21 protein-coding genes are annotated in these 25369 nt (G+C 32.7%); 9 read left to right on the forward strand and 12 right to left on the reverse strand.

All coding sequences use genetic code 11. The features are described 5' to 3' along the window. From ACHZDT_RS14600 to hutI, 3 genes are all read left to right on the forward strand, one after another. Positions 1 to 185 (forward strand): hypothetical protein (locus tag ACHZDT_RS14600; protein ID WP_394775356.1); only part of this gene is annotated, 185 nt, incomplete at its 5' end. Continuing rightward, positions 172 to 1224, forward strand: coding sequence for a glutaminyl-peptide cyclotransferase (locus ACHZDT_RS14605; RefSeq protein ID WP_394775357.1), 1053 nt, complete (start codon positions 172 to 174; stop codon positions 1222 to 1224). The genes ACHZDT_RS14600 and ACHZDT_RS14605, both read left to right, overlap by 14 nt. A 157-nt stretch (positions 1225 to 1381) precedes the next feature. Further along, the gene (hutI, locus tag ACHZDT_RS14610; RefSeq protein ID WP_394775358.1) at positions 1382 to 2620 is read left to right on the forward strand and encodes an imidazolonepropionase; all 1239 of its coding nucleotides are present in this window, start codon (positions 1382 to 1384) and stop codon (positions 2618 to 2620) included. A 341-nt stretch (positions 2621 to 2961) separates the two neighbouring features. Here the strand turns inward: hutI and ACHZDT_RS14615 are convergent, their stop codons facing one another. Further along, the gene (locus tag ACHZDT_RS14615) at positions 2962 to 3840 is read right to left on the reverse strand and encodes a hypothetical protein (RefSeq protein ID WP_394775359.1); all 879 of its coding nucleotides are present in this window, start codon (positions 3838 to 3840) and stop codon (positions 2962 to 2964) included. Between the two features lie 97 nt (positions 3841 to 3937). Between ACHZDT_RS14615 and ACHZDT_RS14620 the strand changes: the two genes are divergently transcribed. Together ACHZDT_RS14620 and ACHZDT_RS14625 are read left to right on the forward strand one after the other, a co-directional pair. After that, entirely contained in the window at positions 3938 to 4975 is a 1038-nt protein-coding gene (locus tag ACHZDT_RS14620; protein ID WP_394775360.1) for a formimidoylglutamase, read from the forward strand. A gap of 299 nt (positions 4976 to 5274) precedes the next feature. Next, complete coding sequence (locus tag ACHZDT_RS14625; RefSeq protein WP_394775361.1) at positions 5275 to 6525, forward strand: DEAD/DEAH box helicase; 1251 nt, start codon at positions 5275 to 5277, stop codon at positions 6523 to 6525. Positions 6526 to 6656: 131 nt separating this feature from the next. Here the strand turns inward: ACHZDT_RS14625 and ACHZDT_RS14630 are convergent, their stop codons facing one another. From ACHZDT_RS14630 to aroC, 3 genes are all read right to left on the reverse strand, one after another. After that, positions 6657 to 8855, reverse strand: a complete 2199-nt coding sequence (locus ACHZDT_RS14630) for a response regulator (protein WP_394775362.1) — start codon at positions 8853 to 8855, stop codon at positions 6657 to 6659. Positions 8856 to 8990: 135 nt separating this feature from the next. After that, positions 8991 to 10289, reverse strand: a complete 1299-nt coding sequence (locus tag ACHZDT_RS14635) for a dicarboxylate/amino acid:cation symporter (RefSeq protein ID WP_394775363.1) — start codon at positions 10287 to 10289, stop codon at positions 8991 to 8993. A 53-nt stretch (positions 10290 to 10342) separates the two neighbouring features. Next, positions 10343 to 11401, reverse strand: coding sequence for a chorismate synthase (gene aroC, locus ACHZDT_RS14640; RefSeq protein ID WP_068842689.1), 1059 nt, complete (start codon positions 11399 to 11401; stop codon positions 10343 to 10345). 188 nt (positions 11402 to 11589) lie between these two features. Here aroC and ACHZDT_RS14645 point away from each other — a divergent pair, with 188 nt between their 5' ends. Both ACHZDT_RS14645 and ACHZDT_RS14650 read left to right on the forward strand, forming a co-directional pair. Further along, positions 11590 to 12414, forward strand: coding sequence for a UDP-2,3-diacylglucosamine diphosphatase (locus ACHZDT_RS14645; RefSeq protein WP_394775364.1), 825 nt, complete (start codon positions 11590 to 11592; stop codon positions 12412 to 12414). A 147-nt stretch (positions 12415 to 12561) separates the two neighbouring features. After that, positions 12562 to 13059 carry a hypothetical protein gene (locus ACHZDT_RS14650; RefSeq protein ID WP_394775365.1) on the forward strand — a complete coding sequence of 166 codons (498 nt, stop codon included), beginning with the start codon at positions 12562 to 12564 and terminating at the stop codon, positions 13057 to 13059. Positions 13060 to 13699: 640 nt separating this feature from the next. On the opposite strand, the gene ACHZDT_RS14655 is transcribed toward ACHZDT_RS14650, so the two are convergent. The 7 genes from ACHZDT_RS14655 to ACHZDT_RS14685 form a co-directional block, all read right to left on the reverse strand. Beyond that, positions 13700 to 14128, reverse strand: coding sequence for a protease complex subunit PrcB family protein (locus tag ACHZDT_RS14655; protein WP_394775366.1), 429 nt, complete (start codon positions 14126 to 14128; stop codon positions 13700 to 13702). 22 nt (positions 14129 to 14150) lie between these two features. Then, a complete protein-coding gene (gene bshA / locus ACHZDT_RS14660) occupies positions 14151 to 15287 on the reverse strand; it encodes an N-acetyl-alpha-D-glucosaminyl L-malate synthase BshA (protein ID WP_394775367.1) in 1137 nt (378 codons plus the stop codon). Between the two features lie 1084 nt (positions 15288 to 16371). Then, positions 16372 to 16854 (reverse strand): ABC transporter ATPase, encoded by a 483-nt coding sequence (locus ACHZDT_RS14665; protein ID WP_394775368.1) that lies wholly within the window; start codon positions 16852 to 16854, stop codon positions 16372 to 16374. A gap of 84 nt (positions 16855 to 16938) precedes the next feature. Continuing rightward, complete coding sequence (locus ACHZDT_RS14670) at positions 16939 to 17730, reverse strand: (Fe-S)-binding protein (RefSeq protein ID WP_213298474.1); 792 nt, start codon at positions 17728 to 17730, stop codon at positions 16939 to 16941. Between the two features lie 398 nt (positions 17731 to 18128). Further along, on the reverse strand, positions 18129 to 19466 hold the full coding sequence (locus ACHZDT_RS14675; protein ID WP_394775369.1) for a 4Fe-4S dicluster domain-containing protein: 1338 nt from the start codon (positions 19464 to 19466) through the stop codon (positions 18129 to 18131). A 16-nt stretch (positions 19467 to 19482) separates the two neighbouring features. Beyond that, positions 19483 to 20448, reverse strand: coding sequence for an MlaD family protein (locus ACHZDT_RS14680; protein WP_394775370.1), 966 nt, complete (start codon positions 20446 to 20448; stop codon positions 19483 to 19485). A gap of 50 nt (positions 20449 to 20498) precedes the next feature. Further along, positions 20499 to 21626, reverse strand: coding sequence for an N-acetylmuramoyl-L-alanine amidase (locus ACHZDT_RS14685; protein ID WP_394775371.1), 1128 nt, complete (start codon positions 21624 to 21626; stop codon positions 20499 to 20501). A gap of 82 nt (positions 21627 to 21708) precedes the next feature. Between ACHZDT_RS14685 and ACHZDT_RS14690 the strand changes: the two genes are divergently transcribed. Together ACHZDT_RS14690 and ACHZDT_RS14695 are read left to right on the forward strand one after the other, a co-directional pair. After that, a complete protein-coding gene (locus ACHZDT_RS14690; protein ID WP_394775372.1) occupies positions 21709 to 24429 on the forward strand; it encodes a putative LPS assembly protein LptD in 2721 nt (906 codons plus the stop codon). Between the two features lie 125 nt (positions 24430 to 24554). Then, positions 24555 to 24935, forward strand: coding sequence for a RidA family protein (locus ACHZDT_RS14695; RefSeq protein ID WP_394775373.1), 381 nt, complete (start codon positions 24555 to 24557; stop codon positions 24933 to 24935). Here ACHZDT_RS14695 and ACHZDT_RS14700 read toward each other — a convergent pair. Then, the gene (locus ACHZDT_RS14700) at positions 24916 to 25302 is read right to left on the reverse strand and encodes a methylglyoxal synthase (RefSeq protein WP_394775374.1); all 387 of its coding nucleotides are present in this window, start codon (positions 25300 to 25302) and stop codon (positions 24916 to 24918) included. The genes ACHZDT_RS14695 and ACHZDT_RS14700 overlap by 20 nt on opposite strands. Between the last annotated feature and the right edge of the window lie 67 nt (positions 25303 to 25369).

Raw genomic sequence — 25369 nt, forward strand, 5'->3', positions numbered from 1 at the left:
CTACATCGCACCGCTCAACCACGTACCCTTGCTATGTTCCCATCCTGGGGGAGTCTGCAGGAGCTGGTCGTGTAGGACTTGCCGGTGCAAATATACAATCTTTTTATATTTTTGCAAGGCCTTGTTGCTATAAAAATATCGTCGTATATTGGCTTATTCAAATTTTAAACTATGAAAAAATATAACTTCCTAACTATCATTTTATTAGGAATCACATTAATTGGATGTGGAGATACAAAAAAAGGTGAAAATTCTTTATTTAACATCGATGATTCGGCTTTTCCGGCACATTTTAAACAACAAGAATCAATTTCTATTGGAATTTTAAACCCAAATTCGAAAGAAATTGACAGCGTTGCATACTTTATTAATGATAAAAAAGTAGGAAGCACAAAAGGTACCGAAAAATTTAAATATGCATTAAAAGATCAAAAACTAGGATATCAATATTTAAAAGCAACCGTATATTTTGGATCTGATTCCTCTGATGCTACAAAACGCATTGAGTTGGTTTCTAATATCGAACCTAAATTATTAAAATACAAAGTTCTAAATACTTATCCTCACGACAAACAAGCTTTTACTGAAGGTTTTGAATTTTTTAATGATACTTTATATGAAAGTACAGGTCAGGAAGGAGCTTCTCACATTAAAAAATACGATTATAAAACAGGAAAAATTTACAAACAAATTGATCTTGATAAAGAATATTTTGGTGAAGGAATCACTTTTATCGGCGGAAAATTATTTCAATTGACGTATAAAAACAAAAAAGGTTTTATCTATAATGCCAAAACATTAAAATTAGAAAAAACGTTTAATTACGAAAAAGAAATTGAAGGCTGGGGAATGACAAATGACGGAAAATACATTTATCAAACTGACGGAACCGAGAAAATATGGAAAGTTGATCCGGCTACTCAAAAAATGGTTGATTATATTAATGTATATTCAGGAGATTCAAAAATTAAAGCTATTAATGAATTAGAATGGATTAACGGAAAAATCTATACTAATGTTTGGTTTAAAGATGCAATTGCTGTTGTAAATCCTGCTTCAGGAGCTGTTGAAGGAATTTTAAACATGTCGGATTTGCGCAAGTCTATGAATGACATTACTAAAGATGATGTTTTAAACGGAATTGCTTACAATCCTAAAACTAAAACAATTTTTGTAACGGGTAAAAACTGGAGCAAAATGTTTGAAATTACAGTTTCGGAATAAAGTTAAAAGCAATATTCAAATTTTAAATTTCAATTTTTCAACACGAATTTCACAGATTTTCACAAATTAAATTAGTGCTAATTTGTGAAATTTGTGTTTTACTTTGATACCTAAATATAAAAAAAAAGCTTTTCTTTAATACAACTAAATCCCTATTATGATTACTCTTATCAAAAACATAAAAGAATTACTTCAGGTTCGCGAAACTTCAATTGCAAAAGTTTCAGGAGATGAAATGGCAATACTTCCTACCATAAAAAATGCTTTTTTAGTTTTAAGAAATAATCTAATTGAGGATTTTGGCGTGATGGAAAATCTTCCTGAAATCAAAGCTGATAAAGTTATCGATGCCACCGGAAAAATCGTTTTGCCATCTTGGTGCGACAGCCACACACATATTGTATACGCAGGAAATCGCGAACAGGAATTTGTAGACAGAATAAATGGATTTTCGTATGAAGAAATCGCCAATCGCGGTGGCGGAATTTTAAATTCGGCTAAAAAATTAAATGAAACATCTGAAGAAGAAATTTACGAGCAATCAAAACTACGGTTAGAAGAAGTCATGCATTTAGGAACCGGAGCGGTCGAAATAAAATCAGGTTACGGTTTAACGATTGAAGGTGAATTAAAAATGTTACGCGTAATTAAAAAACTAGCTAAAAATTATCCAATTACTATAAAAGCGACATTTCTGGGTGCTCATGCTTTTCCTGTTCATTATAAAGACAATAAAACAGGTTATATTGATGAAATCATTAACAAAATGCTACCTGAAATTGCGCAAAATAAACTCGCAGATTATATTGATGTTTTTTGCGAAACGGGTTATTTTTCTGTTGAAGAAACAGAGAAAATTATGGAAGCAGGAATTAAATTTGGCTTAAAGCCAAAAATTCACGTCAATCAGTTTAATTCTATTGGAGGAATCCAGTCAGGAATTAAATTTAACGCCCTTTCTGTGGATCATCTTGAAATTATGACACAAGAAGATATTGAAGCTTTAAAAAACACCGAAACGATGCCTGTAGCGTTACCTTCATGCTCGTACTTTTTGAGTATTCCTTATACACCGGCACGAGAAATGATAAAAGCGGGACTTCCGCTGGCATTGGCAACAGATTTCAACCCTGGTTCTACTCCATCCGGAAACATGAATTTTGTTGTTGCAACGGCTTGTATCAAAATGAAAATGACGCCCGAAGAAGCAATCAACGCCGCAACTATAAATGGCGCGTATGCAATGGGAATTTCCCAAACTCACGGAAGTATTACTAAAGGTAAAAAAGCTAATTTAATCCTTACGAAACCTATTTCATCCTATTATCAAATTCCGTATGCTTTTGGCAGCAACCTGATCGAAAGTGTTTTTATAGAAGGTGAAATTTTAGCATAAAGATTAAACACAAGCCAGAAATTTGTATTGAATAATAATTTTAACCACAAAGTGCGCTAAGATTTAATTTTTACTTTACGCATTTAAAACACAAAGTTCGCAAAGCTGTATCAACACAGAGCTTTGCGAACTTTATAGTTTATAAAAAACCATATCTTTAAAAAATCTTAGCGCACTTTGCGTTTAAATTCATCCTTAATATAGCTCCGCAGGTTTTGGTTTTGATCCATATTCTTTTCTTTTTGTCTCAAAAACAACCAACTTAATCCCATAAAAAAAGGTCTGTGAAAAATCACAGACCTTTAATATTATAGTGGTATTATTACCTTAATCGACTAGTATTATCTTAAGTTAAAACTAGTTTTAGAAACTAATTCGTCATTATCAAAAACATTGATAAAATAAGTTCCTTTAACGAAATCTTTACCTGGCAAATCTTCACTTACGTTAACTGTTTTGTTTTCATACTGAACAGTAGTTTTAAAACTATAAGTTAAAGTATTATCACCAAAGCTTTCTGTCTTTTTATCTCCTAAAACATTGTTTTTAGAGTCGATAACTTGTACATAATACGTTTTATCACCAGATTTAGCGATTTGGTTTTCAGCAACAGTAAAGCTAATTTTCAAAACGTCAGCACGGCTTGCTTTATCAGTTTCAACTTGTTTTCCTGAGCTTTTTAATTTGTAAGCTGCAGTTTTTGTGTTCAGGATTGATAATTTAGCCCCTTTTTCAACAGTTTTAGCCAACTCTTCGTTTTGACCAACTAATACTTCATTGTACTTTTTAGATTCACCTAAAACTACAATTGTACTATCTCTTTGAACTGTTAAAGTACCGTTTTGTTTTTTCAGTTCATCATTTTCAGCAACTAAAGTTTTCATTTTACCTTGCATTGCCTGAACCTGAGATTTGTATTTACCTACATCTCCTTTTGATTTATTCAAATCATCCATTAGAGCGACTACTTTATCTCTTTCCTGAATTAACTCATCAGACATTGAAGTGTTTTCTGCAATAGCTGCATCATAAGTTGTTTTTAACTCTTGCAGATCTTTCATTACAGATTCTTTCTCTGTCATTGTTGATGTAAGTTCAGTTTTTGTAACATCTGAATCTGACGACAATTTAAAAATATACACTAAGCTACCAATCAGTAGGACTGCTAAAACTGCGATTACCGCTTTTAGACTTGAGTTGTTGTTCTTTGGGTTTTCCATATTTAAATAATTTTCTTTAAAACAAATTTAAGAATTAATATAAGGTTATAACGTAAGTTAATACAATTATATTATTTTTGGAAAATAAATTTTTTTCATGGAGAAATTAGTCCCGTTTACTATCAATGATTTAGCAAAAGTCACAAATCATCGAAGTGGTGAAATAAAGTTTGGAGAAAAGATGATTATCATTCCAAAAGGAGTTGATAAGATCGAATTTCTAAAAGAAAGCGAAGCCAAATATGTTCTTTTGGGAATTCCAGAAGATATTGGCGTGCGTGCCAATTACGGAAGACCCGGAACAGCATCAGCCTGGGAAAACGCAATAAAAAGTATTGCAAACATTCAGCACAATCGTTTTTCTAAAGGAAGTCAGATCATAGTTTTAGGACATATTAATGTTACTGAAGAAATGCGCGATGTCGAAAACCTTGATTTTAATGATATTGACGACCGATCAAAATTAAGCCAGTTAGTTGAAAAAATTGACAAAGAAGTTTCTCATATCATCTTTACTATTATAAAAGCCGGAAAAACTCCAATTATCATCGGCGGAGGCCATAATAATGCCTACGGAAATATAAAAGGATCGGCTTTAGCCAAAGGAAAACCAATCAATGCCATTAATTTTGATGCACATTCAGATTTTAGAATTCTGGAAGGACGTCACAGCGGAAACGGTTTTTCCTATGCTTATGAAGAAGGTTTCCTGAAAAAATATTTCATCTTCGGTTTACACGAAAATTATACTTCAAAAAGTGTTCTCGATATTATCAAAAAACTGGAAGACAGAGTTCGCTACAATACTTATGACAGCGTAAATATCCGTAAGGAAAAAGATTTTGAGAAAGAAATGGCTTTGGCTTTAGAATTTATAAAAACAGATTCGTTTGGTATTGAAATTGATCTGGATGCAATTCCTAATATTGCCAGCAGCGCTATGACAATCAGCGGATTTTCGGTAGAAGAATTACGTCAGTTTATATCGTTTTTCGGACAGCACAGAAATGCCACTTATTTGCATATTTGCGAAGGAGCGCCGGATTTAGCTGATTCTCCAAACAATAATTTAATTGGTAAATTAATTGGTTATCTGATTACTGATTTTATCAAAGCAAATAACGAAAAAGAATAATTTACCTCATTATCATTAATTTTAGCACATAGTCCCGATAGCTATCGGGACATAGATTTAATGCTTTAAAAAAAGATGTTTCACTTATTTTAAAAAGTACAAAGTTCCCCAAAAGAGAATATTTCTATGTGTTGGATAAATTTATAATTTGAGCCAAATGCTTTAATTTGTTCAGTTATTAAGGACTGGAAATTAGCGCATTTGGCAAATAATACAAGTTTCAAATAAACGATTGGTCGAATAAACCTATCTTTGCACAGAATTTTAGTACTTAAAACTAAATTCTTAATACCTAAGATATGTTATTCGAAGATTTATCACTTTCAAAAAGTATACAAAAAGCCGTATTTGAAGAAGGCTACCTTAACCCTACTCCTATTCAGGAACAATCTATTCCGATTGTTTTGGCTGGACGGGATTTAATTGGTTGTGCCCAAACCGGTACAGGAAAAACTGCTGCATTTGCAATCCCAATCATACATCAATTACACAGAATTGTAGGTTCAACAAAAAAAGCTAAAGTAATTCGTGCTCTTATAGTTACGCCTACTCGTGAATTAGCGGTTCAAATTGGACAAAGTTTTGATACCTATGGCAAATATACCAACTTAACCCAATTGACGATTTTTGGTGGAGTTTCGCAAAATCCGCAAGTAGATGCGTTAAAAAACGGAGTTGACATTTTAGTTGCAACGCCGGGAAGATTACTGGATTTACAAAAACAAGGATTTCTTGATTTAGATCATTTACACACTTTGGTTTTAGATGAAGCAGATCAAATGCTGGATATGGGTTTTATAAATGATGTAAAAAAGATCGTGAAATTAACGCCTAAAAACCGTCAGACTTTATTGTTTTCTGCTACAATGCCAATTGCAATTCGCGAATTAGCCGAAATGTTTCTACAAGATCCGGCAAAAGTAGAAGTTTCTCCGGTTTCATCAACAGCCGAAAATGTAGAACAACGCGTTTATTTTGTTGAGAAAACAGAAAAAAGAAACCTTTTATATCATTTGATAAAAAACGAAGATTTATCAAACGTTTTGGTTTTTTCGAGAACAAAACACGGAGCTGATAATGTTGTAAAAGCACTTAGAAAAAACAATATCGCAGCTGAAGCAATTCACGGTGATAAATCGCAAAATGCAAGACAACGCGTTCTTGATGCTTTCAAAAATAAAGAAGTTGGTGTTCTTGTCGCTACAGATATTGCTGCACGTGGAATTGATATTGATCAATTACCTTTTGTAATCAATTTTGATTTACCTAATATTCCTGAAACTTACGTGCACAGAATTGGTAGAACAGGTCGTGCCGGAAACGGAGGAATTGCGATTTCTTTTTGTAGTAAAGACGAACATGCTTACTGGAAAGATATTCAGAAATTGATAAAAGTTGATGTGAAAACTATTTCAGATCATCCGTATCAATGGCATGCAGGAAGTCCTGAAGCAACGGCAGAAAAACCTAAAAATTCAAACCGAAGCGGTGGCGCACACAAATCAAGAAAATCAGAAGTTTCTAAGCAAAATAAAAAACGCTGGTACTAAACTTGTCATTCATACAAGAATATTATAAATAAACGCTGAACACGAATTTTACAAATTTGCACAAATTTAATAGTTAATTAATTCACAGAATTATGAAACAAAAGAATTAGTGGCAATAGTAAAATTCGTGTTTATTCTTTTGTACCTCTCTCGTTTTTAGCTTCCTGTATTAAGTAACTTATAATTTTAAACAGCTTAACAGGTTCAAACGGTTTAATGATAATATCATTTATTCCGGATGATATTGCTTCATCTGTTATTTCATCTTTATCAAACGCTGTTAAAGCAACAATAGGCGTTTTTACATCTTTTAAACGAATTCGTTTTGTGGTTTCAAATCCATTCATCAAAGGCATATTAATATCCATTAAAATAAGATCAAACTCTTCCTGCTCCAATATTGCCAAAGCAGCAAAACCATCATCGACTACTTTACAGATATAATTATTTTTTTCGATAATTTTTTTTGTCACTAATTGGTTGATAAGATTATCCTCGACAATCAGGATTTTATAAACCTCACTTGAAGTTAAATCAACCTCAATTTCATTTATAATATTCTTTGTTTTTTGAGGGTCATGCTCAAAAGGAATGATGAACATAAATGATGTTCCTTCGCCAATACTGCTTTCTAAGGAAATAGTGCTCCCAAAAAGACCTAACAATCTTTTTACAATACTCAATCCTAATCCGGTTCCCTGATAATCCTCGTCTTTTCGACCAACCTGAACAAATTTCTCGAAGATTTTGCTCTGATCTACAGTTGCAATTCCAACGCCATTGTCTTTGACCAGAAAATCCAGAAAATATATTTTTCCTTCTATTTTATGAAGTTTTACAATAATTTCTACTTCGCCATTTTTAGTAAATTTCAATCCATTACTTACTAAATTCATTAAAATTTGAGCCAGTCGCAGTTTATCCCCAATTAAATATTCCGGAATATCCGCATCGATAGATACTGATATTTCATTCTTGTTTTTTTGGCATAAAAAAGAAAGTGAATTTTTGATCATTGTAATTTCATCCGAAATATTAAATGTCAAATTCTCCAGAACTACTTTATTTTCTTCAATTTTATTAATTTGCAGAATATCATTTACCAGCGATAATAAATATCTTGCCGAAAATTTTAAAGAACTCAAATGCAGGCTTCGGGATAATTCCTTATGCTCTTCAAGCAGCATATTAGTAATTCCTACAACGCCATATAAAGGAGTACGCAATTCGTGACTTATAGTCGAAATAAATTGAGTTTTCAACAAAGAGGCTTCTTCTGCAATTTCTTTTGCTTCTAAAAGCTCTAAATTATGTTTTTTCTTAAATCTGATATTTTTAATCAAAGTAATAATCAGAAAAAGAAGAATAAACGAAATGAGAACAAACAAGATGACAATAATTCTGGATTTTTTCAGACTTTGATATTGTGAATCTTTTTCACTTTCGATTTTATCAATTTGCCTTTTATATTCATCTAATTCAAGATTAAAACCTGCAATAGAAGCTTTTTTCAGCTTTTCCTGATTGTATAATTCTTCGGTAATTTTATTATAAGCTTCAAGATTATCATACGCTTCTTTATACTTTTTGGTTTTACTCAGAAACTTCGAATATTCTAAATGAGCGTATGATAAATCCGATTTTTCATCGGTATTTTTTCCTAGTTCAATTGCTTTTACAAAAAAATCATTTGCTGTTTCATACTCATTTATAGAACTCAAATACATTCCGTTAAGCATATTAACAACAATCTCTGTAGATTCTTCGCCGTACTTTTTCCTGTTACTGTTTACAAATTTTAAATAAGGATAACCTGCTTTATATTGCCCGATATCAAAATATGCCCATGCTAAATTTACGTTTGTAAAATAAACCTGGTTCATTTGATGCATCTTTAAACTAAAAGCAATCGATTTTTTATAGTAATCAATTCCTTTGTCAAATTGTTTTTTTTCGAAACAATAAATATTGCCCAGATTATTATGAAGACTATATTTTATAGAATCATTGTCTGTTCTGTTAGCGTAGAATATACCTTTGTTGTAGAAAAAAATGGCTTTATCAAACTCTGATAATTCACTGTAATTTCCGGCGATAATTTTGTATGATTTCGCAATTAAAAAATCATTTTTTGAAGCTGTAGCATAATTCAGGGCTTTGCGAGAAGTAATTAATGATCTTTCGAAATTAGATTCCTTATAATCATTCCATGCCATTTTTACCATCGAAGCAATTTTCTCATCTGTCATATTTTCAGATTGCGCAATTGCCGAATTGGCAAAACAATTCAGTAAAAATAGTAACAGTAAAAAAATCCGTATTTGGGGCATAAATAGGCTAATTTCATCAAATATACGTTTAAAAATAAAAAAAAGCCGTATTTAAAATAAAAATACGGCTTTGCTTAATTTATTTAAATTTTGCTCAAAATTCAAACTATTTTTCTAAAAAACAGGATATTCCAGTTATTCAGAAGCAATATCTTTAGTCTCTGAAAAAGCCTCTAAATCGTTATCATTTTCCCATTGTCCTACTACAGAAGTTGCCAAAGCGTTTCCTAATACATTTGTAGCACTTCTGAACATATCACAAAAGTGATCGATTGGCAAAATCAAGGCAATTCCTTCAACAGGAATTTTAAACATTCCGCAAGTTGCCGCAACAACAACTAAACTTGCTCTTGGTACTCCTGCAATTCCTTTACTGGTTAACATCAAAACCAATAACATCACCATTTGCGTTCCTAAATCAAGGTGAACGCCATAAAATTGAGCAATAAAAATACTGGCAAAAGTCATGTACATCATACTTCCGTCAAGATTAAACGAATAACCTAAAGGTAACATGAACGATACAATTTTATTTTTTACACCAAAAGCTTCTAATTCTTCTGTTAATTTAGGAAAAACAGCTTCACTGCTGGTTGTTCCAAAAGCAATTGCCAATGGTCCAACAATACGTTTTAATAACTCAGTCATTCTTCCTTTCAGAAAAATATATCCAACTGTAATTAACACAAACCACAATGTACTTATCCCGATTAAAAATGATCCGAAGAATTTGAAATACGTAATTACTAATTCTTCTGCATCTCTAATGGCAAATACTCCGGCAATGGCTCCAAAAACTCCAATTGGAGCGAAGTTCATTACATAATTAACCATTTTTAAAACAATATGCGATACTTTGTCTAAAGCATTTATAACTGGTTTTACAGTAGTTCCTAATGATGCGGCGGCTAATCCAAAAAAGATTGAGAATACAACAATTTGTAAAATCTCATTGGTTGCCATTGCTTCAAAAATACTTTTAGGAACAATATGCTCCACAAAATTCTCAAATGATAAAGTGGTTGTTTTAGCTGTAACTTCAGATGCCGCTGCCATATCTACATGCTCTAATTTTAAACCAACTCCCGGTTCTAAAACATTTACATAAAATAAACCAATTAATAAGGATATAAATGAAGCTGTAAAAAACCATCCAAGTGCTTTTCCACCAATTCTCCCTACGGTTTTAATATCTCCTAATTTCGCAATTCCCACTACTAAAGTGGTAAATACTAAAGGAGAAATAATCATTTGTACCAATCGGATAAAGATGGTTGCAAGCATTTTTATTTTGTTACTAAAGGATACTGCTGCTTCTTGCGAAACCGAATTGTGCAATATAATTCCTAAAGTTGCTCCAAGCACCATTGCAATTATAATTTGCCCTGTTAATCCTGAAAGAAATGATTTTTTTTTGGTTTCTGTAACTTGCATTAATTTTTTTATTTAGAATTAAAATACTAAGACCCTCACTGTCTTAATTTTTATTAATATGTTTTGTTGATTAAGTAAAAATCAGCCAAAACAATTGCTGCCATTGCCTCAACAATAGGTACAGCACGCGGAACCACACATGGATCATGACGTCCTTTTCCGGTCATGGGTGTAATGTTTCCTTTATTATCTAATGAATCCTGAGTTTGCATAATCGTTGCAACGGGTTTAAAAGCCACTCTAAAATAAATGTCCATTCCGTTACTGATTCCGCCCTGAATTCCGCCTGAAAGATTCGTTTTTGTCGTTCCGTCAGGATTGTATAAATCGTTATGTTCGCTTCCTTTCATTTCAGAACCTGAAAATCCGCTTCCGTATTCAAAACCTTTTACGGCATTTATAGAAAGCATTGCTTTTCCTAATTCGGCATGTAATTTATCAAAAACAGGTTCGCCTAAACCAACCGGAACATTCTGGATTACACATGAAACAACTCCGCCAACAGTATCTCCCTGTTTACGGATATCACGTATATATTCTTCCATAATTACTGCTGATTTTTCGTCAGGACAACGAACGGGATTACTTTCTATTTTTGAAAAATCCAAATCCTGATATGGCGTATCTAAATGAATTGGACCAACGGATGAAACATAAGCATTAATTTTAATTTCCGGTAACATTTGCTTTGCAATTGCACCGGCTACTACTCTGCTTGCTGTTTCTCTGGCAGAACTTCTTCCGCCGCCGCGATAATCACGAAAACCATATTTTTGGTCGTACACATAATCTGCGTGACTTGGTCTGTAATTGTCTTTTATATGCGAATAATCGTCTGATTTTTGATTGGTATTCGGGATAATAAAACCTATTGGAGTTCCTGTCGTTTTTCCTTCAAAAATTCCGGATAAAAACTGAACTGCATCCGGTTCTTTACGTTGTGTTACAATTGCTGATTGTCCTGGTTTTCTGCGGGACATTTCAACTTCAATTGCTTCTAAATCAAGTTCAATTCCTGATGGACAACCATCTATAATTCCGCCTAAAGCTTCACCATGAGATTCTCCAAATGTTGTTACTTTATATAGGGTGCCGTAGCTATTTCCTGCCATTGTAATTTGTTTTGAGCAAATGTAAGTTTTATGAATTAAATTAAAAAATTTTACATTAGTATTATTAAATAAACGTTAAACACTTTAAAAATCACAATTTATTAAAATTGTAGCCAAATTGATAACCTTTTGATAAAACAAATCGAGTTGGAGTTTCTTTTATTTGTTGAACTTCAAAAAACGAAAAATTGAAAAAACGAAATGTTGAATTGGTCATTCTTTCAGATGTCCATTTAGGAACTTACGGAAGTCACGCTAAAGAACTAAACAACTATTTATCAAGCATTAGACCCAAAACTTTAGTCTTAAACGGCGACATTATTGATGCCTGGCAATTTAGAAAATCGTACTTTCCAAAAGCACATTTAAGGGTCATTCAGCGTATAATAGGAATGGCTTCTAAAGGTACAAAAGTGTATTATATCACTGGAAATCACGATGAAATTCTTAGAAAGTTTAGCGACATGAACATGGGAAATTTTTCGTTGGTCGATAAATTAGTTTTAGAATTAGACGATAAAAAAGCATGGATTTTTCACGGAGACGTTTTTGATGCCTCTGTTCAGCATTCAAAATGGATTGCAAAACTTGGAGGATTAGGGTACGATTATTTAATTTTAAGCAACCGATTTGCGAATTGGTGTCTGGCAAAATTAGGGCGTGAACCTTATTCATTTTCTAAAAAGATAAAAGCCAGCGTAAAAAAAGCAGTTAAATTTATTTCGGATTTTGAAACTACGGCAACCGATTTAGCTATCGAAAAAAAATATGATTACGTAATTTGCGGACACATTCATGAACCCAAAATAGTCAATATAGAAAACAAATACGGATCTACTTTATACCTAAATTCAGGTGATTGGGTTGAAAATCTAACAGCATTAGAATATCATAAAAAGCGTTGGAAACTATATTCTTACGCCGAAAGTAATTTTACCGAGGAAGAAAATCTTTTTGAAATGGAAGATATCTTAAGTTCTCAATTAATCTCTTCAATAATTTTAAAAAAATAAATTTTCTTTTGTAGTTAATTAAGTATTATAACGCTTCTTATATTTTAACCACTTCCTAAATGTGAATTATATAACAATTTTCAAAAATAGTATACGTTATAACTTTGTACACCAATGTACATTTGAAAAAAATTAATAACCATTTTTATGAAAAGAATTATTTTATTTGCCATTATGCTATTAGGATTAGCGTTTACGGCTCAATCACAAGAAATTTCGAAAAACGCTTTAGGATTGCGTTTGGGAGACAATAACGGTTTTGGTGGAGAGGTATCATATCAATTAGGATTAAACCAAAAAAACAGACTTGAATTTGATTTAGGCTGGAGAAATAGCAGCGATGTAGACGCTATTAAAGGTGTTGCTCTTTACCAATGGGTTTGGAACATCGATGGAGGTTTTAACTGGTACGCTGGTGTAGGTGGTGGAATTGCTGCCTGGGATCATGATTACTATACAAACAATAATAAATATAACGACAGCGGAACATACGTATTTGCAGCTGGAGATATCGGGATAGAATACAGATTTAGCGAAGCACCTATTACATTATCATTAGATGCAAGACCGGAAATTGGATCAGGATATTATGATGATGATAATTTTGGTTTTGATGTAGGTTTGGGAGTTAAATTCAGATTCTAAAATAAAAGTAAAAAATAATTGTAGAAGAAATCCTGTCGTTTAAAACCGACAGGATTTTTTTGTTTGTCACATTGAGCGAAGTCAAAATGTAAACTAAGCAACACCAATGTCAAGCCGAGCAACGCTATGTCAGGCTGAGCGAAGTCGAAATGTAAACTAAGCAAACTCCAATGTCAGACTGAGGAAGGCTATGTCAAGTAGAGCAACGCTATGTCAGGCTAAACACACTATGTCAGGCTGAGCGGAGTCGAAGCCCGCGTTTTAATTGGGGCGCCCGTCGACTTCGCTCAGGGTGACATGCGAATTAAGGTTATTTAGTAAAAAAATTTTCAGGCTAAGCCAAGTCGAATGTGAGAAATTTCAGGTTTGATATGACATTTTAATTTCGCCAAATATGTCCCAGCGGGACTATATATTTATAGAAAATTAAAAATCATCCAACAAAAACCCCATCGGGGTGAAATTAAGTTACTAGTAAATTTATATACCGCTCCGCTGGAGCTGGATTTCAATAACTGAATTATTTTTCTATAAATATAATACTCCTATGGAGCATACTTAATTATAATAATTTTTGTTTGCCTCTCAAATAAACAAAAAAAAGACGCACTACTGTGCGTCTCTATCGTAAAAAAACTCGTTACTTTATAATAATCTCTTTTTTAGAATGTATTTTCACAACCGTATAAGGATATGTAATTACCTGCATTGTCATTGCATCCGGCGCAGGACCATTCTCTTTTACTGTGATAATAATATTTTTATCTGTTTCTTCAACTTTTTCAACACCAATAGAATAACCACCGGTATTTTTTTCTCCCATATTCAGGATAATGTAATTTGAATTACTAATGTCGTCATGCTTCATTTTATCCTTCAAAAGCGGATCATTTTCCAGCATTTTGATTTCGTTAGGTTCCGTCAAAATTTCAAAAAATTTAATGTTTCCTCCACCATCGGATTGTTCTGTTAAAACTTCATATAAAATTTTCGAACCCGAGCCTGAAGTTTTTTTTGCACCACAGGAAACCAAAACAAGAACTATTAAAACCAGAATTACTTTTTTCATTTAGTATATTTTAAATTAAATTTTACTCTTTATAATCGTCTATTGCTCTTTGATACAACGCTTCATATTTAGGCAGAATATTCAGGATATCAAACTTTTTAGCCACTTCTAAAGCATTTGCTTTAAATTGATTTAAAACTGTATCGTCTTTAAGAATTTTAATTGCATTTGCTGCCATCTCATCTACATTCCCCACATCACTCAAATATCCTGAAAAACCATCAAAATTAACTTCTGGCAAACCTCCTGAATTACTAGAAATCACCGGAACTCCACAAGCCATTGCTTCTAAAGCCGCTAAACCAAAACTTTCTGTTTCTGACGGAAGTAAAAATAAATCAGTCAGACATAAAATTTTATCGATTTCATTACTATTTCCAAAGAAAATTACTTTGTCGTAAATTCCCAATTCCATGCACAAAGCTTCTGCTTTTTCTTTTTCAGGACCATCACCAACCATCATTAATTTGGCCGGCATTTCTTTCTGGATAATATAAAAAATCTTAATAATATCCGGAATACGTTTTACCTTTCTAAAGTTACTGATATGCGTAATAATTCGCTCATTTTCCTTAGCCATCACATATCGATGACAAGGCTGTTGCGGATCTTTTCGCATTTTATCCAATTCAATAAAATTCGGAATCACCCTGATTTTGTTCTTAATTTTGAACAATTTCAACGTATCATCTTTCAAACTTTGAGAAACAGATGTCACATAATCTGATTTATTGATACTAAAAGTCACCGCAGGTTTATAAAACGGATGATTCCCCACCAATGTAATATCAGTTCCGTGAAGCGTTGTAATCATTGGGAGATTAATTCCTTCATTTTTAAGCATTTGCTTTGCCATATAACCCGCATATGCGTGAGGAATAGCGTAATGAACATGAAGAACTTCTATTTTATATAATTTCACCATATCGACCAATTTGCTTGACAAAGCCAATTCATAAGGCTGATAATGGAAAAGAGGATATTCAGGAACGTTTACTTCGTGATAATGAACATTAGGATTTAAAAGTGCCAACCTAACGGGCTGACTATAAGTAATAAAGTGGATTTCGTGTCCGCGTCTGGCTAATTCAAGGCCTAGTTCTGTAGCAACTACACCACTTCCGCCAAATGTTGGATAACAAACTATTGCTATTTTCATGTATTAAATTTAATACTACGAAAGTACTCAAAAATAGCGTTTAATGAAGATTTAGATTGTTAGATTTTTGTGAATATTAGATCTATCAGATTATTAGATTGTTAGATCACAGACTAAATTAGATCTCTAGATTATCAGATTCTTAGATTTTTTTTTATTCAGTATTGAATTTTAATCAGTGCTTCAAAAGTTCGAGCAAAAAAAAATTAGGTCGTAATTCATAACTATAATCCATAATTTTATCAGAAGTAGGATTTTAAATTTTCAAAAGAACCATTTGTCCCGCTGTTCGTTATATCTTTTTCTGTCTAAAGAAGCCAGAAAAAGGATATCACTTCCATCGGGGCTAAATTAGAAATTTTTGTTTTTATAACAACCGTATTTCTAAACCCGACAGGTTTTAAAAACCTGTCGGGTTTGCTCAAAACTGTCTTAGAAAATAATAAAAACATGTATAGTCCCTACGGGCAATGTCATTAAGTTAAGCCTTTTTAAGATAATTATGATCAAACAATTTCCAGGCAAATAGTGGGGAAATTTTTAAGCATTTAATTTATTGACTAGCCTCCAGCTTCAGCTGGAGGTATTTAATGCGTACAATAAGATGGCTTTAACCAAATTACGCATTTTTGGCTAAAGCCACTCAGATTGAGTTTATATAAACTCCAGCTAAAGCTGGAGGCAATTCAAAACTAGACTTCGAGAGAAAAAACTATAGTTCCTAAAAAGCTTAACTTAATGACATTGCCCTACGGGACAAATTTACTACGACATTATTTCTACCAACATATAATCTCTACGAGATATTATTTCGCAATTAAATATTTAGATTAGACAAAGTTATACTCCTTTAGGAGTTAAATATGGGTAGAAAAAAAGAATAGTTAAGTAGAAAAATGTCTCGTGGGGACTACACATAATTCTATTAATTCAAATTTAAATTACAAATCATTGGTAAAATCTAAAAATTCTTAAAACCTTAAAGTTAAACCCGACAGGTTTTAAAAACCTGTCGGGTTTGCTACATAAATAAAGAAAGGCGCAAAATCTAAATTTTGCGCCTTTTTTTATTATAAATATTTTTCTAGAAAAATCTGCTATGCCAACTATCAATAGCAGGAACTTCCCAGGATTCGTTATATTCTTCAATATTATTTACAAGATTATTAAAAACAATCGTATTCTCAGAAACCGATTTATCCTTAACCATTTTCTTGAAATCAATTAATGGTTTGTGAGCGATATGTTCTCCTAGTTTAAAAGTAACGTTCATTTTATCTAATAAATCAACGGTATATTTTTTCTCTAAACCCTGAATAAATTCCACCGAACTATCAATAGAACATCCTGTCGCCGCTTGTACATCCTGATTTACAGCCAAAATAATGAATCGGTTGTATTTAAGTTGGTACGAAGCTTCTAAACTTGTTCCGTGTGCTGCCCAACCTTCAACAAAAGCTTTCAGGTCAGTTTCTATTTCAGAAAATTCTTCCTCAGAAAATTTTCTGTTTGATTGATAAATCCAGATTTTGGACTCACCAGGTAAATCTTCAAAAGGTATATACATTTTTAATTTTTTCTTTTAGTTTTTTGTTTCAGGTTTCAAGCTAAAAAACTTAGAACCTTAGAATCTTAGCAGCTCAGAAGCTTACTACAGATCCTGCGCATTAGCAATTAATTCCGCTATGTCCATTACTTTTACTTGCCCTTCTTTTTCCTGATGTTTGATTCCATCCGTTAACATTGTATTACAAAACGGACAACCCGCTGCAATAATATCCGGCTGAACTTCAAGTGCATCTTCTGTACGCAATACATTTACTTCTTTGTTTCCTGGTTCAGCATCTTTAAACATTTGTGCACCACCCGCTCCACAACATAAACCATTTGCTTTAGAACGTTTCATTTCGACTAATTCAACGTCTAACTTCTGAATTAAATCTCTTGGTGCTTCATATACTTTATTGGCTCTTCCTAAATAACAAGGATCGTGAAAAGTGATTTTTTTTCCTTTAAACTGACCTCCTTCAACGGTTAATCTTCCGTCATCAATTAATGACTTCAAAAATTCAGTATGGTGAATTACATCATATTGACCGCCTAATTCAGGATACTCATTTTTTAAAGTATTAAAACAATGCGGACAAGCCGTTACGATTTTTTTAGCCTCGTATGCATTTAAAACCTCGATATTCATCATGGCCTGCATTTGAAACAAAAATTCATTTCCGGCACGTTTTGCAGGATCTCCTGTACAACTCTCTTCTGTACCAAGAACCGCAAAAGAAACATTGGTACGATTTAATATTCGCACAAATGCTTTTGTAATTTTCTTTGCTCTATCATCAAAACTTCCCGCACAACCTACCCAAAACAAAACTTCTGGTTGTTTTCCTTCGGCCAGCATTTCTGCCATTGTTGGTACTACTAAACTTTCTGACATCTCTTTTTATTGTTAAATCGGTTAATTGTTAATTTGGTTAATCGCTCTCTTGAAAAACCTTTTATCTTTATTAACAACCGAAATTTATTGTTTATTTAATCATACAAACGGTTAAACAAATAACCAGTTAAACCATCTTTATTGTTAAATCGGCTAATTGTTAATTGGATTAATCGCTCTCTTGAAAAACCTTTTATCTTTAACAACCAAAATTTATTGTTTTATTTAATCATACAAACGGTTAAACAAATAACCAGTTAAACCATCTTTATTGTTAAATCGGTTAATTGTTAATTTGGTTAATCAGTATTGAAAACACCTACATAATCATTATAATTTAAAAACCGAACTTTATTACAATCGGACAAACAGTTAAACAAATAACCCATTAAACTATCCTAATTCTCATTTTTCCAATTCAATCTGTCTTGCTGATTGTATTGCCAAGGCGCACCATTATTTTCAATATTTGTCATCATGGCATTTAGTGACATTGGAGCAGCACTTTGTTCCATCACTAAATAACGGCGCATATCCATAATAATTGATAACGGACTAATATTTACCGGACATTCCTCAACACAAGCATTACATGATGTACATGCCCATAATTCTTCGGGAGTAATATAATCGTTTAATAATGTTTTATTATCCGGGACAAAAACTCCTTTGTTAGCATCAATGTTTTTTCCAACTTCCTGCAAACGATCTCTTGTATCCATCATAATTTTACGAGGAGACAATTTTTTACCTGTTTGATTTGCCGGACATGCTGATGTACAACGACCACATTCTGTACAAGTATAAGCGTTTAGCAATTGAACCCAGTTTAAATCCTGAACATCACTTGCTCCAAATTTACCTGGTGCAGCATTTGCATCAACCGGAGCTGCCGCAAACGGATCTGCATTTGGGTCCATCATTAATTTTACCTCTTGTGTAACCGATGCTAAATTATCAAACTTACCTTGCGGATTTAAGTTTGCAAAATACGTATTTGGGAACGCTAAAAGAATATGTAAATGTTTTGAGAAGTACAAATAGTTCATAAAAACTAAAATACCTGCAATATGCAACCACCAAAATACTTCGAATAACATTACTACCAATTCATTAGACATTCCGTTGAAGATTGGCGCAATAAACTGACTTACAGGAAAACTTCCTGCTTTATGAAAATGCGAGAATCCACCGGGAACATTCTGCAAATGAAAATCGGCTGCATTCATCAATAAAAATAATGTCATTAAAACCATCTCAAAATACAAGATGTAATTGGCATCACTTTTAGGAAAACCTTTTAAATCAGGATTAATAAAACGTTTTAATCGTATAACATTTCTTCTGATCCAGAAAACTGAAACAGCTGCCAGAACTAAAAGTGCCAATATTTCAAATGAAGCAATTAAAATATTGTAAACTACACCTAAATAAGGCGCAAAGATTCTGTGTGTACCAAATAAACCATCAATGATGATTTCAAGTAATTCGATATTTATGATTATAAAACCCAGGTAAACGACAATATGCAATACACCCGCTACGGGACGTTTCACCATTTTAGATTGTCCAAGCGCAATCAAAGCCATGTTTGCCCAACGTGCCTTTGGATTGTCTTTTCGATCTACATCGACTCCTAAATTAATGTTTCGGATAATTTTTTTTACACTCGTCGCAAAAAAACCAAAACCTGCTATCAGAAGTATAGCGAATAAAATATTGTCTAAATAACTCATTCTATAGTGTACTTAATTATTTTTTGTCAGTCGTTTTTGCATCTTCTGCCGGAGCAACATATGGTTTATTTTTCTTTCCAAAAAGAGAAACATTTACATAACGTGTTGGAGAAAGACGTACATCTTGTAATAATAACTCCAGCTCTTTTGAAGTTTTAGAAAGATTATTGTACAAGGCATCATCGTTTAATAATTTACCTGCGGTACCTTTTCCTGAGTTTAAGTTACTCATAATACCATCAACTTTAGCCAAAGTTTTGTTTAGGTTTCTAACTGTTTTTCCTAAATCAGCTTTGTTTAAAGAGTCAGAAATTTTATTGAAGTTGCTTGACATTTTATTAAAATTTGTCACAACTCCGTTAATTTGACCTTTATTAGTATCTAAAATAGAGTTTAAACTTCCTGAAGCTCTGTGAAATTGCTCCATAGTCTGGCTTAATTCTGCTAATGATTTTTTAAGATTTTCCTGTCCTTGTTTGTCTAAAACATTATTTAAACCGGCAACCAGTGTATTAATGTTAAGGAGCATTAAATCTAATTTTTGCTGAATTGGCTCAATTTTACCTCCAAGAGACTCTGTTAATCCTAATTCTACAGCAGATTCCAGGGTTTGTCCTTCAACAGCAGGATCTTTATCTTGTAGATTAGGCAAAATCTTAATCTGTTTTCCGCCAATTAAACTTGGAGAATATAAAGATGCTTTACTTGTTTTTGAGATTGGGAAATCTGTTTTTAACTGAAGTTCAACTAATAATTTACCAGTTACTTCATTAATTGTGATTTTAGTTACTCTACCTACTGTAAGACCATTTATAGTTACAGGTGCAGATTGTGACAAATCCTCAACATTATTATATTCAACATATAATGTTTTGTAATTTGTAAAAAGGTCTTTGCCTTTTAAAAAACTATAGCCCCAAATAAATAATAAAATAGATGCGATGACTAATATAGCCGTTTTAATTTCTCTTGTTAGTTTCAAAATTCTAAGTGTTTGTACAAAATTAATATAAATATTCGAACTAAAAGCTATTATTTAATAGCGTCTTGAATATTGATTTTCTCTCCATCTTTATTTGCAATTAGAAAAGCGGCTCCATATCCTTTATTTTTAGCTTCTTCCAAATATTTTTTTGCAGTTTCATAATTGGAAGTTTCCTGATAGAAATATTTGTAAATGTTGTTTTCATACAACATTGTTACATTTTTCAATCCTTTAAAGTTTTTAGGTTCCAGTGGTGTTTTTTTAATGCTGGCAATAAGCTGAACCTTGAAGAAGATTCCTTTTGGAGCATTTTTAGCCGCGGCAGCACTTTCTACAACCTTTGCTTTTACCGGAGTAGAGGTGTCTTTTACTGGTCTTGCATCTGATGCTTCAGAAGCTCCTGAACCAAAATACTCTTTTTTATAACTTATAATGGCTTCGGCAATAGCTTTTGCAATATCGTCTTGTCCTTCTTCAGAGTTTAAAATATTTCCTTCGGTAGGATTAGAAACGAATCCGGTTTCAATCAAAACTCTTGGCATGTATGCTTTATGAAGCACCATAAATGGCGCTTGTTTTACTCCGCCTTGTCTTAACTTTTTTCCAAGCTTTTCAAAATTGTCTTCGACTTTACTGGCAAGTGAGATACTGTTATCTAAATATTCTTCCTGCATTAAAGTTATTCCAATCATTGATTCAGGCGAATTAGGATCATAACCTTCATACTTACGTTTATAATCTTTTTCTAATGTAATTACGGAGTTCTCTTTTTTCGCAGCTTCAAGATTCGAGGCAACTTTACTCAAACCCATTACATAGGTTTCTGTTCCGTCCGCCGCTGTGTTTTTATTTGCATTACAGTGAATTGAAACAAAAATATTCGAATTTGCTCTGTTCGCAATATTGGCTCTTTCGACCAAATCGACAAAAACATCAGTTTTACGGGTATAAATAACATCTACGTTTGGACTTGCTTCTAAAATTTTTCCAACTTTTAAAACAATAGCCAAAGCAATATTTTTTTCAATTCGTCCGCTATAAACTGCACCAAAGTCATGATCACCGTGTCCGGCATCTAGTGTTACCTTAAAAACATTTGACTGGCTATAGGCACAAAAAGACAATATCATTAGAAAAAAAGTAAATATTACTTTAATTTTGTTAAATATATTCATAAATCTAAAAGTTAATTTTAATAAAACGTAACAGCTATAATTTTTACAATTGATTATTTTTGACAAAAAATTATATGTAAGTTTGACATGTCAAAAAACAAGCCATAATTATACAAAAATAGCATTTAAACCTTTGCATACAAACTTATTTAATATCGTTTTATTATCATTTTTCCTGTCATTAGGATGTGGTAATTTATATTCGCAAGAGATAAAAAACAAAAAAAAGCCGTTACCCGCTGCAAAACAAACAGATAAACCTAAAATTACTGTTGCAGATAAAGCGCCGGCTCCTATTCTTGATACCATAAAGTTAGATACTGTTAAGCCTAAAAAGAATTTTTTAGATGCTGTTACAAAGTATAAAGCTAAGGATTATGCTAAATATGACAAAAAATTAAGAACGCTGACTTTATACAACGAAGCTGAATTATACTATAAAGATGTCGAGCTAAAATCCGGAATCATTGTATTAAACCTCGAAAAAGATGAAGTTTATGCCGGACGTATAAGAGATTCTGCAGGAGTTTTAACACAATATCCAAATTTTAAACAAGGCGCGAGTGAAGTTCAGCCGGATTCTATCCGCTTTAATTTTAAAACTAAAAAAGCCTTAATTTATAATTCGAGAACTGAACAGGGAGAATTTAAAATCAAAGCTGCCGTTACCAAAAAAGAAAATGATTCCGTTTACTTTTTAAAAGGCGCGCGTTTTACCACTTCAAAAGACATTGATAATCCGGAATATTATTTCCAGACTAATAAAGTCAAGTTTATTCCGGGGAAAAAAGTTATTACCGGATTAACGAATATGGTTATTGCTGATGTTCCTACCCCGCTCGCTTTACCTTTTGCTTATTTCCCGATGAGTCAGGAAAAAAGTGTTTCAGGGATTATTATACCAAGTTATAACGACTCGAATACCAGAGGTTTCTCATTACAAAACGGAGGTTATTATTTTGCTTTAAGCGATAATTATGACTTAACGGTTTTAACAGATTATTATACAAATGGTAGTTACGCCATGCGATTTGAATCGGCATATGCAACGCGATATAAGTATAGGGGAAACATTAATATTCGTTACGAAAACCTGATTAACAGCGAGCGTGGTTATCCTGATTATAGTAAAGAGAAGATTTATAATATCCAGTGGTCACATTCAAAAGACACTAAATCAAATCCTAATTCAAGTTTTTCTGCTTCTGTGAATATGGGTAGTAGTAAATACTTTAAACGATCTATTAATCAGGCGAATGTAGGATCGAATTTAAATAACACTTTAAATTCATCTATCTCCTATAATAAAACTTTTAATACGATTCCTCAGGCGCGTTTTTCATTAACTGCAACGCATTCACAAAACACGCAAACAGAGCAAATTCAAATGACTTTACCTGCTTTACAAGCGAGTGTGGATCGTGTATATCCGTTTGTAGGGAAAGATGGGGTTAAAAAAGGTTTTATAAAAAACATCAACTTACAATATAATTTAAGCGGTAAAAATAATTTCAACACAACCGATTCCCTGTTTTTTAAACCACAAATGTTTAAGGATGCACAAATTGGTATGCAGCATAGTATCCCGATTAGTACGAATTTTAAAATATTTAAATATTTTAGTGCCGGAGCATCTACGAATTACCAGGAAACATGGGTTACAAAAACGGTCGACAGAAATTATGATACAAATCAAAGTAAGGTTGTTGATAAAACCGTAAACGGATTTGATGCTTATAGAACTTATAATTTCAGCACCAATTTAGGAACTACTATTTATGGTACTTTCAACTTTGGAGACGATAAAAGAATCCAGTCGATTCGTCACGTCATGAGACCAACTATTACATATTCATATACACCTAGTTTTGATCAGTATTACAACAATTATACTGTTGATGCTTCAGGAAGAATTTCTACTTATTCAAGATTTGACGGTGGTATTTTTGGAGCACCGGGAAAAAGTAATTCTAATATTGTATCATTTGCTTTAAGCAACACTATTGAAGCTAAAGTAAGAGACAGGGACAGCACAAAAACAGAACCTAAAAAGATTATGCTGCTGAACAATTTAAACTTCAGTACTAGTTATAATTTTGATGCTGACGGAAAAGAAACTTTAGCGTGGCAACCGATTCTTGTAAGTGGTGGAACTCAGCTTTTTGACAATAAGATGAATGTGAATTTTGGCGCTACATTAGATCCGTACGCTATTGATAATGGCGGAACCAGACTTAATACTTATAATATTGATAACGGCGGAAGTTTATTCAGAATGACCAGTGCCAATGTAACTTTAAATTATTCGTTCTCCAATAAAGGCGGCAAAGAAGAAAATAAGCAGAGCGAACGGAATGGTGGCCGTAAAGATGATTTATTCGGGACAAATACTGATTTAAATGATAGCAGAAATAGTCAGTTTGCCAATGAAAAAGACAATGATAAGGATGATCCTATTACCGAGTTTTTTAATTCTAAAATCCCGTGGGACATGACTTTAGCATATTCATTAACGTATTCGAATACAAAGCGTGATAATACCATTAGCGGAAACTCTATTATGATATCGGCAAATATGGATATTACGCCTAAATGGAAAGGCGGGGTTTCAACCGGTTATGATTTTGTGCAAAAAGGTGTTACGTTTACCCAATTTCGTTTTGAACGAGATTTATTAAGCTGGAGAATGGCTTTTAACTGGACTCCGCTTGGTTTAAATTCTAACTGGAATTTCTTTATTGGTATCAAATCAGGAATGCTTAGTGATATTAAATGGAATAAACGAAGTACTTCAAACCGATAAATTAACACCATTTAAACCTATAAATTTTACAGTTATTATGAAGATTAGATCTTAAGATTTAATCTTAATTTCATGATGCTGATAAATTATAATCCTTCAATTTAATATTTCAAACAACTATTATTATGAAAAAGATCATTTTTACAGACAAAGCACCAGCTCCTATTGGTCCATATAACCAGGCTGTATTATCAGGAAACACACTTTATGCTTCAGGTCAGATTGCTATAAATCCAGCTTCAGGTGAACTTGTTACAGACAACATCAATGATGAAACAACGCAGGTGATGAAAAATATTGCTGCAATTTTAGAAGCTGCAAATATGACTTTTGAGAATGTTGTTAAAGCAACTATCTTTATTATGGATATGAATAACTTTGCTGCGATAAATACTATTTACGGTTCTTATTTTGACGAAAAAACTGCTCCTGCACGTGAAACTGTTCAGGTTGCCTGTTTGCCAAAAAATGTAAATGTTGAAATTTCTATAATCGCTGTACAATAGCATTTAAAAATAATTGTGCCGTTGCTACGTTTGTTGCCAGCGGCACATTATGAACATCGCATATCCTGACAAGCATTTTAATATCAACTTCATGAGCGTTTGTTACTAAAGGATCTGTGAACATAAAGGCGATATTGATTTTTCCTTCTGCCACTTTTGAAGCAATTTGAGCATCGCCACCCATTGAACACGGAAGCATCTTTTTTACTTTAAATCCTGATTTCTCAGCATTTCTTCCTAATATTCCTGTTGCAATAAGTTTTACTTTATCATGTTGAAGCGTAATTCCGTTTTTAATTAAAAACTGAAGCATATCTGCTTTTTTATTATCATGAGCAATAATTGCAATTAAAGTTTGTTTTTTCATGATTCAGCGATAAATGTTACATCAAATGTACATTAAAAAATGAAAGAATATAATTACAAGTCAATGA

The sequence above is a fragment of the Flavobacterium sp. genome (assembly GCF_043722275.1).
In the GTDB taxonomy this organism is placed as follows: domain Bacteria; phylum Bacteroidota; class Bacteroidia; order Flavobacteriales; family Flavobacteriaceae; genus Flavobacterium.

What these genes read in the sequence shown, in the direction of transcription:
- ACHZDT_RS14605 (WP_394775357.1), top strand. Translation starts at nt 172, where the DNA reads ATGAAAAAATATAACTTCCTAACTATCATTTTATTAGGAATCACATTA.
- hutI (WP_394775358.1), top strand. Translation starts at nt 1,382, where the DNA reads ATGATTACTCTTATCAAAAACATAAAAGAATTACTTCAGGTTCGCGAA.
- ACHZDT_RS14615 (WP_394775359.1), bottom strand. Translation starts at nt 3,840, where the DNA reads ATGGAAAACCCAAAGAACAACAACTCAAGTCTAAAAGCGGTAATCGCA.
- ACHZDT_RS14620 (WP_394775360.1), top strand. Translation starts at nt 3,938, where the DNA reads ATGGAGAAATTAGTCCCGTTTACTATCAATGATTTAGCAAAAGTCACA.
- ACHZDT_RS14625 (WP_394775361.1), top strand. Translation starts at nt 5,275, where the DNA reads ATGTTATTCGAAGATTTATCACTTTCAAAAAGTATACAAAAAGCCGTA.
- ACHZDT_RS14630 (WP_394775362.1), bottom strand. Translation starts at nt 8,855, where the DNA reads ATGCCCCAAATACGGATTTTTTTACTGTTACTATTTTTACTGAATTGT.
- ACHZDT_RS14635 (WP_394775363.1), bottom strand. Translation starts at nt 10,289, where the DNA reads ATGCAAGTTACAGAAACCAAAAAAAAATCATTTCTTTCAGGATTAACA.
- aroC (WP_068842689.1), bottom strand. Translation starts at nt 11,401, where the DNA reads ATGGCAGGAAATAGCTACGGCACCCTATATAAAGTAACAACATTTGGA.
- ACHZDT_RS14650 (WP_394775365.1), top strand. Translation starts at nt 12,562, where the DNA reads ATGAAAAGAATTATTTTATTTGCCATTATGCTATTAGGATTAGCGTTT.
- ACHZDT_RS14655 (WP_394775366.1), bottom strand. Translation starts at nt 14,128, where the DNA reads ATGAAAAAAGTAATTCTGGTTTTAATAGTTCTTGTTTTGGTTTCCTGT.
- bshA (WP_394775367.1), bottom strand. Translation starts at nt 15,287, where the DNA reads ATGAAAATAGCAATAGTTTGTTATCCAACATTTGGCGGAAGTGGTGTA.
- ACHZDT_RS14665 (WP_394775368.1), bottom strand. Translation starts at nt 16,854, where the DNA reads ATGTATATACCTTTTGAAGATTTACCTGGTGAGTCCAAAATCTGGATT.
- ACHZDT_RS14670 (WP_213298474.1), bottom strand. Translation starts at nt 17,730, where the DNA reads ATGTCAGAAAGTTTAGTAGTACCAACAATGGCAGAAATGCTGGCCGAA.
- ACHZDT_RS14675 (WP_394775369.1), bottom strand. Translation starts at nt 19,466, where the DNA reads ATGAGTTATTTAGACAATATTTTATTCGCTATACTTCTGATAGCAGGT.
- ACHZDT_RS14685 (WP_394775371.1), bottom strand. Translation starts at nt 21,626, where the DNA reads ATGAATATATTTAACAAAATTAAAGTAATATTTACTTTTTTTCTAATG.
- ACHZDT_RS14695 (WP_394775373.1), top strand. Translation starts at nt 24,555, where the DNA reads ATGAAAAAGATCATTTTTACAGACAAAGCACCAGCTCCTATTGGTCCA.
- ACHZDT_RS14700 (WP_394775374.1), bottom strand. Translation starts at nt 25,302, where the DNA reads ATGAAAAAACAAACTTTAATTGCAATTATTGCTCATGATAATAAAAAA.